Genomic DNA, 8,404 nt, shown 5'->3' with positions numbered 1-8,404 from the left:
CAATGGAGGGGTGAACGACGCCATTGCCGTGACCCGGACCACCGAGCACGGCACCGCCAAGCTCATGCCCGACGTGGACCGGGAACGGGCCTGGCCCGCGGGCGCCCCCGCTCCTTCGACCGCGAGACCGCGCTGGAGAAGGCCCTCCTGGCCTTCTGGGAGCACGGCTACGAGGCCACGTCCGTCTCCGAACTCACCCGCGTCATGGAGATCGGCGCCCCCAGCCTCTACGCCGCCTTCGGCGACAAGCGGTCCCTCTTCGAAGAGGTCGTCCGCGTGTACGGCACCGGATACGGATCCTTCACCGACCGCGCCCTCGCCGAGGAACCCACCGCACGGGCCGCCGTCGAGCGCAGCCTGCGCGAGGCCGCCACCGCGTACACCGAACCGGGCCACCCGCACGGCTGCTTCGTCGTCCACGCCGCGGCGAACTGCTCGAACCTCGAGGTGGAGCAGTCGCTGCGGGACCGCCGCAACGCCGACATCGCCGCGTTCGAGAGCCGTATCAGGGCCGACGTCGCCGCCGGTGTGCTGCCGTCGGCCACCGACGCCGCCGCCCTGGCCCGGCACACCGGAGCGATGATCCAGGGCATGTCACAACAGGCACGCGACGGGGCGAGCCGGGAGGAACTGGAGGCCGTCGCGGAAATTGCCCTCGCCATCTGGCCCCGCACAGGAACCCACACGGGTTAGGCTGCCTGCTGGGCGCCGGCGCGTCCGACGTGTCGCGGAAGTGACAACAACGAACAGCCTCCCACGCATGGACACCCGCAAGTGGTCTAGTCCACAATGCGTGACGAGAGCGCGTGTGCAACGCGCACCAGCCTCCGTCTTCCCCGCACAGGAAGACGGACCGAGGAACCGAGGCTCTCTGCCCTGACTGCCCCGGCTCCTCATCCTTCGGCCGACCGGGACCGCACACCCCACGGCCGATGCTGCTCCGGGCTGCGGTGCCGGGAGGGTTGAGGGTCCCTCTCAGGCGCCGCGGCCCGCGGGTGTTTCAGGGCCGTACGAACCCCCGGGTACGCTCGCAGATGTGCCCTCCATGAACGAACTCGTACGCCAGCACACCGCACTCGACGACACCGACCTCGAGTGGCTGCACCTGCTGGTCTCGGAGTGGCAGCTGCTCTCCGACCTCTCCTTCGCCGACTTGGTCCTGTGGGTCCCCACCAGTGACGGCACCCGGTACGTCTCGGTCGCTCAGATGCGGCCGAACACCGGCCCGACCTCGTATCAGGACGACATGGTGGGCCACCTCGTGCCGCGTGGCCGCCGCCCGATGCTGGACGCCGCGCTCGACGAGGGTCGCATCGTGCGCGAGGGAGACCCCGAGTGGCGCGAGGAGGTTCCCGTCCGGGTCGAGTCGATCCCCGTACGGCGGGAGGGGCGTGTCCTCGGCGTCATCGCGCGCAACACCAACCTCCTCACCGTGCGGACTCCGAGCCGCCTGGAACTCACCTATCTGCAGAGCGCTTCCGACCTGGCGCAGATGATCGCGGCCGGGTCCTTCCCGTTCGCGAACCAGCAGCTCGACATGGACGCCTCCCCCCGGGTGGGCGACGGCCTGATCCGGCTCGACGCCGACGCCATCGTCCAGTACGCCTCACCGAACGCCCTGTCCGCCTACCACCGGCTCGGCCTCGCCTCCGACCTCGTCGGCCAGCACCTGGGCAAGACCACCGCCGAACTCGCCCCGACCCGGGGCCCGGTCGACGAGGCGCTCGCCAAGGTCGCCAGCGGCTGGGCGCCGCGCGAGTTCGAGATCGAGGCCACTGACGGGGTCATCCAGTTCCGCGCCATCCCGCTCAAGCCGAAGGGCACCCGTATCGGTTCCCTCGTACTGCTCCGCGACGTCACCGAACTGCGTCGCCGTGAACGCGAGTTGATCACCAAGGACGCGACGATCCGGGAGATCCACCACCGCGTCAAGAACAACCTCCAGACGGTGGCGGCGCTGCTCCGCCTCCAGGCCCGGCGCATCGAGTCCGACCGCGGCCGCGAGGCCCTCGAAGAGGCGGTGCGGCGCGTCGGATCGATTGCGATCGTGCATGAGACGCTTTCCCAGAACCTGGACGAGCGGGTGGAGTTCGACGACATCGCCGACCGTGTGCTGGCCATGGTGGCGGAGATCTCCCCGGGCAAGGTCGCGGGCCGGCGCACCGGCCGCTTCGGCATTCTCGACGCCGAGGTGGCCACCCCGCTGTCGATGGTGCTGACCGAGGTGCTGCAGAACGCACTTGAGCACGGCTTCCGTGAGGGCGACACCGGCACGGTCGAGGTCTCGGCGCTCCGCGGCGGCACGGCCAAGGAGGCCCGACTGCTGGTCGCTGTCCAGGACGACGGGGTCGGTCTGCCGGAAGGGTTCGATCCGCACACCGCCGGGAATCTCGGCCTGCAGATCGTGCGGACCCTGGTGGAGGGCGAGTTGGGCGGCACCTTCGACATGGTCCCGGCCCCGGAGCGCGGGACCCGCGTGATCCTCGACATCCCGGTGCGGTCGCAGAAGTAGCGGAAGTCGCAGAAGCAACGGAATCCGCAGTCTTGGTAGAGGGCCCGGTAAAGCATTGAGCCCCGGGCCACCAAGTGGCCCGGGGCTGAAGCTCGTTGCTGCTTAACTAAGCGCATCGGGGGAACTGCGCGCTGCGGCTCGGGGGCGGGAGATGCGTACTCGCTGTACGCGCCGCCAAGCTCAGGCTGTCAGCAGGGGTGGGTTGTCAGGCGGAGGCCTGACGGGCCCGGTTGCGGGCGGCGCGGCGCTTCATGGCGCGACGCTCGTCCTCGCTGAGACCACCCCAGACGCCGGAGTCCTGGCCGGACTCGAGCGCCCACTGCAGGCACTGCTCCATAACCGGGCAGCGACGGCAGACGGCCTTGGCTTCCTCGATCTGCAGCAGCGCAGGACCGGTGTTGCCGATGGGGAAGAAGAGCTCGGGGTCTTCCTCGCGGCAAACGGCGTTGTGACGCCAGTCCATGGCTGCTACCTCTCCTTGGTATTACATGCAGGGCTTGCTTGTGAATGTGAACGCTTTCACGAATCCCTCAACAAGTGAAGGGCCGACTGCCAGGTTCCCCGGCGAAGGTCCTGTGGATTGAAGAGGGGTTCTGGTGATCAGTGGAGGCCGGTGTTGCGGGCCGTCTCGATCGCCACGTAGAGACTCGCAAACCTCAGCGGCGGATACAACCCCTTCCGGAAAGTTTTTTTTGATTCTTCGGTGTCGACTAGGTCACAGCCGTACTTCCATGGGGTGGATCCTGGCCTAAACGTTCGAGTGAAAGGACTTTAGCCAGTTCTGCTCACACAATCACACGCAGTGCACGGCGTACGCCTGTGAACGTCACGCTTGTTCGCAGCCCCAGGTGGTCACCGTCCATCTGGAGGGGGAGCGGGACCTTCGAATGCAAGGTGAACTCTGTCAAGTCATGCAGAGAGGTGGCGTGCTTGCCATGGGGTCCGCGCTCGGGGGACGAAGTGAGCAACTGGGTGCCATACCGGGCAACCGCCGCAGTGGACAGGCGGCTGAGGCCGAAGAGATCGAGGCCGGTATCGAACGAGGCTTTAGGTGCCGCATAGATCGGGCGATTGCCCAGAAACGTCCATGGCGAGGTGTTCGAGACTATGGACAGCACCAGATCGGTGATCGGATCCTCGCCGGTCCGCTCCAGCGTGATCGTCCCGTTGCGGCGGTGCGGCTCACCCAGAAGCTGCCGCACCACCTGGCGCACGTAGAGAGCGTGTGTGGATTTCCTGCCGCGTTCGCGGTGCTGCTCCACACGGCCCACCACACCGGCGTCGAAGCCGAGCCCCGCGTTGAAGGTGAACCAGCGGGACGGCACCGCCTCGTCCTGCGTGCCCGGCGTGCCCGAGGTCAGCCCCAGTCCGACGGTGCGCTCGCTGCCGTCGCGCAGGGCGTCCAGCAGGGCGCCGGTGGCCTCCACGGCGTCGTTGGGCAGCCCCAGGGCGCGGGCGAAGACGTTGGTGGAGCCGCCCGGGACCACGGCGAGGCTGGGCAGACGCTCCGGGGCGGGGCCGGCGTGCAGGAGGCCGTTGACCACTTCGTTGACCGTGCCGTCGCCGCCCAGGGCCACCACCAGGTCGATGTCGTCACTGTCGGCCGCGTGCCGGCCCAGGTCGCGCGCATGACCGCGGTACTCGGTGGTGACGGCCTCCAGCTTCATCTCACTGGCGAGTGCATGGATCAGTACGTCGCGTGTGCGCGCACTTGTGGTGGTTGCCGCCGGATTGACCACGAGAAGTGCACGCATGACTGGCAGCGTACCTACTGGGTGGTACCGGGCCCATACCGAGGTAGGGATCAGGTAAGAGGGCGGGCGTGATACGCGCCCCGGGGGCGTGCAGGCGGGGGCTACTCTTCAGGGGTGAGCAGTGAGCAGACCCCCACCACCGAGGAAACCACCGGCCCCCGCCCCCGGCGTCTGACGTACGCGGCGCTGCTGGCCGCGCTGGAGGGGCTCGCGCTGGTCGTCGGCGGCGTCTGGATCCTCGTCCTCGGCCTCACCGGGCATCCGGACGACCGGCAGCAGGCCGTGACCGGCGGCATCACGCTGGTCGTGCTCGCACTGCTTCCGCTGCTCGCTGCCCGCGGGCTGCTCGGCTGTCGCAGCTGGAGCCGCGGCCCGGCCGTCATCACCCAGCTCATGGCGCTGCCGGTGGCCTACAACCTTCTGCAGGCCGACAGCATGGCCATTCCGGCCGGGATCGCCCTCGCGGTCGTGGCCGTCGCGTCGCTCGTGCTGCTGGTGAACCCCGAGACGACCCGGGCCCTCGGGATCCGCGGGCCCGGCAACCCCGGCAACCTGGAGAAGTAGGCGTCACTCCTCGACGAGGAGCTTCTCCCGCAGTTGCGCCAGCGTGCGCGCCAGCAGCCGGGAGACGTGCATCTGGGAGATGCCGACCTCCTGCGCGATCTGCGACTGGGTCATGTTGCCGAAGAACCGCAGCAGCAGGATCCGCTTCTCACGCGGCGGGAGATCCTCCAGCAGCGGCTTGAGCGACTCCCGGTACTCCACGCCCTCCAGCGCCTCGTCCTCCGCACCGAGGGTGTCGGCGACCGCCGGGGACTCGTCGTCGGTGTCGGGGACGTCCAGGGACAGCGTGGAGTACGCGTTGGCGGACTCCAGGCCCTCGAGGACCTCCTCCTCCGAGATCGCCAGCTTCTCGGCGAGCTCGTGGACCGTGGGGGAGCGGCCGTGCAGTTGCGAGAGCTCGGCCGTGGCCGTGGTCAGCGCCAGGCGCAGCTCCTGCAGCCGGCGCGGGACGCGCACCGCCCAGCCCTTGTCGCGGAAGTGCCGCTTGATCTCGCCCACGACCGTGGGGGTCGCGTACGTGGAGAACTCCACACCCCGGTCCGGGTCGAATCGGTCGACCGACTTGATGAGGCCGATCGTGGCGACCTGAGTGAGGTCGTCCAGCGGCTCGCCGCGGTTGCGGAAGCGGCGCGCCAGATGCTCCACGAGTGGGAGGTGCATCCGGACCAGCTGGTTGCGCAGCTCCGCGTACTCGGGGCTGGTGCTGTCCAGGGTGCGCAGTTTGAGGAACATCTCGCGCGCACCGCTGCGGTCCGGAGAGCCGTGATGCCCACCTTGCGCGTGGTGTGCGCGCGGCGCCTGATCCTCGGAGTTCCGCTCGTGCTCGCTCATCGTCCCGCCCGTCGCCCTTCCCCGAGCCCTCGCCTCCTCCGTCACCCTCGGCTTCGCGCGGGTGGGGGGACCTCCCTGGGGCGGGGGCGCGGCGATCCCCCCACCCGGAGGCGCGCTCCGTACGGCACCGTCCCGGTCCAGCCGCCCGCCGCCCGGGAGGACGGCCCCCGCGGAGTCGTCCTCGGGATGCGGGCGGGCCTGCTCGGGGATGCCGTCGATGCCGTCCGCCATGCGCCGGGCACCGCTCGGGCCGCTCGGGCCCGTGCTCTCGGCCGGCAGCTCTCGTGTGCTGCGCTCTTCGTCCCGCACCGGCCCGTCCTCGCTCCTCACGCCGGCCCGGGTCCCGCGCCGCGCTGTTTGTAGAGGCTGATCGAAACGGTTTTGTCCTTGTCCACGGCAGAGGAGACCTTGCCCGCGAGGGCGGACAGGACGGTCCAGGCGAAGGTGTCCCGTGAAGGGGCATGGCCGTCGGTGGTCGGTGCCGAGACGGTGACCTCGAGTGAGTCGTCGACGAGGCGGAAGACACAGCTGAGCACCGAGCCTGGCACGGCCTGCTGAAGCAGGATCGCGCAGGCCTCGTCCACCGCAATGCGCAGGTCCTCGATCTCGTCGAGGGTGAAGTCCAAACGGGCCGCGAGACCGGCCGTGGCCGTACGCAGCACCGACAGGTAGGCACCCGCGGCCGGCAGCCGGACTTCCACGAAGTCCTGGGTCGCGGGCTCGCCTGCGATCTGGGACACCCTCACCTCCATGGTGGTACAAGCGTTTCAGGGCCGAGGGTCGCCCCCCGGGATAACGCGATACGTGGTTCAGCGGTGACGCTATCGCGATCTCGACGGTCCTGTCCCCGGGACCCCAACCCCTTGTCGTCACTCACAGTAAACCTGTGGATACGCTCCGTGTCTAGGGGTTGGGCGGGCCCAAATGGGAAGAGCGCGCGCCGGGTTGACGTACCCAGACGTCAGACGGTCGAACCGTCCATCGCCGGGGTCCTGTCTCGTCACACCAGGACATGGTCGACAAAGCACCAACGCCAGGTCTCCCCGGGCTCGTGGGTCCGCATCACGGGATGACCGGACTCCTTATGATGCTCCGCCGCGTGCCGTCCCGGCGAGGAGTCGCAGCAGCCGACGTGACCGCAGCTGAGGCACAGCCGTAGCTGCACCGGATCCAGGCCCTCCGCCAGGCACTCCGGACACGTCTCGCTGAGCGGGCCGGGTTCGGGGTGCGGCAGCGCGTCGGCGTGCGTGCACTGTTTCATGATTGCCAGGTTACGACGGTCGTGCGGAAGACCGTGTCGAAAAATGAGGGCGGGCGAGAACGATGGACGTGATGCCGCTGCTGCTGCTCGTGGCGGGCAGCGCCGCGATCGCCGCAGCCGCGCGGCGCACCCCGGTGCCGGCGCCGCTGCTGCTCGTGGCCGTGGCACTGGCGGTCAGCTACGTCCCGGGGGTGCCCGAGTACACGCTCGACCCGCACATCGTCCTGCCCCTCATCCTGCCCCCGCTGCTGCACACGGCCGCCACCGACAGCTCCTACCTCGACCTGCGGGCGCAGCTGCGGCCGGTCGCGATGCTGTCGGTCGGGTACGTGCTGTTCGCGACCTTCGTCGTCGGCTGGGCCGTGTACGTGATCGTGCCGGGTATGCCGCTGACCGCGGCACTGGTCTTCGGGGCGGTGGTGGCGCCCCCGGACGCGGTCGCGGCGACGGCGGTGGCCCGCCGGGTCGGCCTGCCGTCGCGGATCACCACGATCCTGCAGGGCGAGTCTCTGCTGAACGACGCGACCGCGATCACCGCCTACCGAGTGGCCCTGGCCGCCGCCCTCGGCGAGGGCGCGACCTGGGCCGGGGGCATCGGCGAGTTCCTGCTCGCGGCGATCGGCGGCGTCGTGGTGGGTCTGCTGCTGATGGCCCCGATCCACTGGCTGCGCACGCACGTGAAGGAGGCGCTGCCGCAGAACACGCTCTCCCTGCTGATCCCGTTCGTCGCGTATGCCGTCGCCGAGCAGGTGCACGCCTCCGGTGTTCTCGCGGTGGTCGTCGTCGCGCTCTACCTGGGGCACCGCGCGTGGGAGGTCGATTTCGCGACCCGCCTGCAGGAGGAGGCGGTCTGGAAGATGGTCGCCTTCGTCCTGGAGTCGGCGGTGTTCGCGCTGATCGGACTACAGCTGCCGGTGGTCCTCAGAGGCCTCGGGGAGTACGAGGGCGTCGAGGCCGCCTGGTACGCGGTCGCCGTCTTCCTGGTCGTCGTCGCCACCCGGTTCATCTGGGTGTACCCGGCCACCATTCTGCCGCGGCTGCTGTCGGCCCGGGTGCGGGAACGGGAGCAGAACCCGACCTGGAAGGGACCGTTCGTCATCGCATGGGCCGGGATGCGGGGCGTGGTCTCCCTGGCCATCGCCTTCTCGATCCCGCTCACCATGCACGACGGCGAGGAGCCCTTCCCGCAGCGCAACCTCATCCTCTTCCTGACCTTCACGACGGTCATCGGGACCCTGGTCGTCCAGGGCCTGACCCTGCCGCCGCTGATCCGGCTGCTGAAGTTCCCCGGGCGGGACGCGCAGACCGAGACGCTCGCCGAGGCCAACGCCCAGGCGCAGGCCTCCCGGGCCGCCGAGCGTCGCCTGGACGAGCTCCTCGCCGACGAGCGCAACGCCCTGCCCGCCCCGCTCGCCGACCGGCTGCGCATCGTTTTGGAGCGACGCCGCAACGCCGTCTGGGAGCGGCTCGGGCAGGCCAACC

Annotated in this window: 9 protein-coding genes; 4 read left to right on the top strand and 5 right to left on the bottom strand. The window is 69.6% G+C overall.

Annotated elements, in window-relative coordinates; all coding sequences use genetic code 11:
• The first annotated feature begins 90 nt into the window (after positions 1-90).
• Both ABZ281_RS26610 and ABZ281_RS26605 read left to right on the top strand, forming a co-directional pair.
• The gene (locus ABZ281_RS26610; RefSeq protein ID WP_356659372.1) at positions 91-693 is read left to right on the top strand and encodes a TetR/AcrR family transcriptional regulator; all 603 of its coding nucleotides are present in this window, start codon (positions 91-93) and stop codon (positions 691-693) included.
• 352 nt (positions 694-1,045) lie between these two features.
• On the top strand, positions 1,046-2,512 hold the full coding sequence (locus ABZ281_RS26605; protein WP_356659370.1) for a PAS domain-containing sensor histidine kinase: 1,467 nt from the start codon (positions 1,046-1,048) through the stop codon (positions 2,510-2,512).
• 205 nt (positions 2,513-2,717) lie between these two features.
• Here ABZ281_RS26605 and ABZ281_RS26600 read toward each other — a convergent pair whose 3' ends face one another.
• Positions 2,718-2,975, bottom strand: a complete 258-nt coding sequence (locus tag ABZ281_RS26600) for a WhiB family transcriptional regulator (protein ID WP_016639615.1) — start codon at positions 2,973-2,975, stop codon at positions 2,718-2,720.
• Between the two features lie 322 nt (positions 2,976-3,297).
• Positions 3,298-4,266 carry a diacylglycerol kinase family protein gene (locus tag ABZ281_RS26595; RefSeq protein WP_356659368.1) on the bottom strand — a complete coding sequence of 323 codons (969 nt, stop codon included), beginning with the start codon at positions 4,264-4,266 and terminating at the stop codon, positions 3,298-3,300.
• A 114-nt stretch (positions 4,267-4,380) separates the two neighbouring features.
• Here ABZ281_RS26595 and ABZ281_RS26590 point away from each other — a divergent pair, with 114 nt between their 5' ends.
• Positions 4,381-4,830, top strand: coding sequence for a hypothetical protein (locus ABZ281_RS26590; RefSeq protein ID WP_031107095.1), 450 nt, complete (start codon positions 4,381-4,383; stop codon positions 4,828-4,830).
• 3 nt (positions 4,831-4,833) lie between these two features.
• On the opposite strand, the gene ABZ281_RS26585 is transcribed toward ABZ281_RS26590, so the two are convergent.
• The 3 genes from ABZ281_RS26585 to ABZ281_RS26575 all read right to left on the bottom strand — a co-directional run bounded on the left by ABZ281_RS26585 (position 4,834) and on the right by ABZ281_RS26575 (position 6,922).
• Positions 4,834-5,970: an RNA polymerase sigma factor SigF gene (locus tag ABZ281_RS26585; RefSeq protein WP_356659365.1), complete on the bottom strand. Its 1,137-nt coding sequence runs from the start codon at positions 5,968-5,970 to the stop codon at positions 4,834-4,836.
• Positions 5,971-5,987: 17 nt separating this feature from the next.
• Positions 5,988-6,401, bottom strand: a complete 414-nt coding sequence (locus tag ABZ281_RS26580; RefSeq protein WP_003992877.1) for a hypothetical protein — start codon at positions 6,399-6,401, stop codon at positions 5,988-5,990.
• 260 nt (positions 6,402-6,661) lie between these two features.
• Positions 6,662-6,922, bottom strand: coding sequence for a UBP-type zinc finger domain-containing protein (locus ABZ281_RS26575; protein WP_078615354.1), 261 nt, complete (start codon positions 6,920-6,922; stop codon positions 6,662-6,664).
• Between the two features lie 62 nt (positions 6,923-6,984).
• Between ABZ281_RS26575 and ABZ281_RS26570 the strand changes: the two genes are divergently transcribed.
• The coding region (locus tag ABZ281_RS26570) for a Na+/H+ antiporter (protein WP_356659363.1) at positions 6,985-8,404 on the top strand (1,420 nt) is incomplete at its 3' end.

The organism is Streptomyces sp. NPDC006265 (assembly GCF_040613555.1).
Taxonomy (GTDB): domain Bacteria; phylum Actinomycetota; class Actinomycetes; order Streptomycetales; family Streptomycetaceae; genus Streptomyces.
This window is presented reverse-complemented; position numbering and strand designations above follow the sequence as displayed.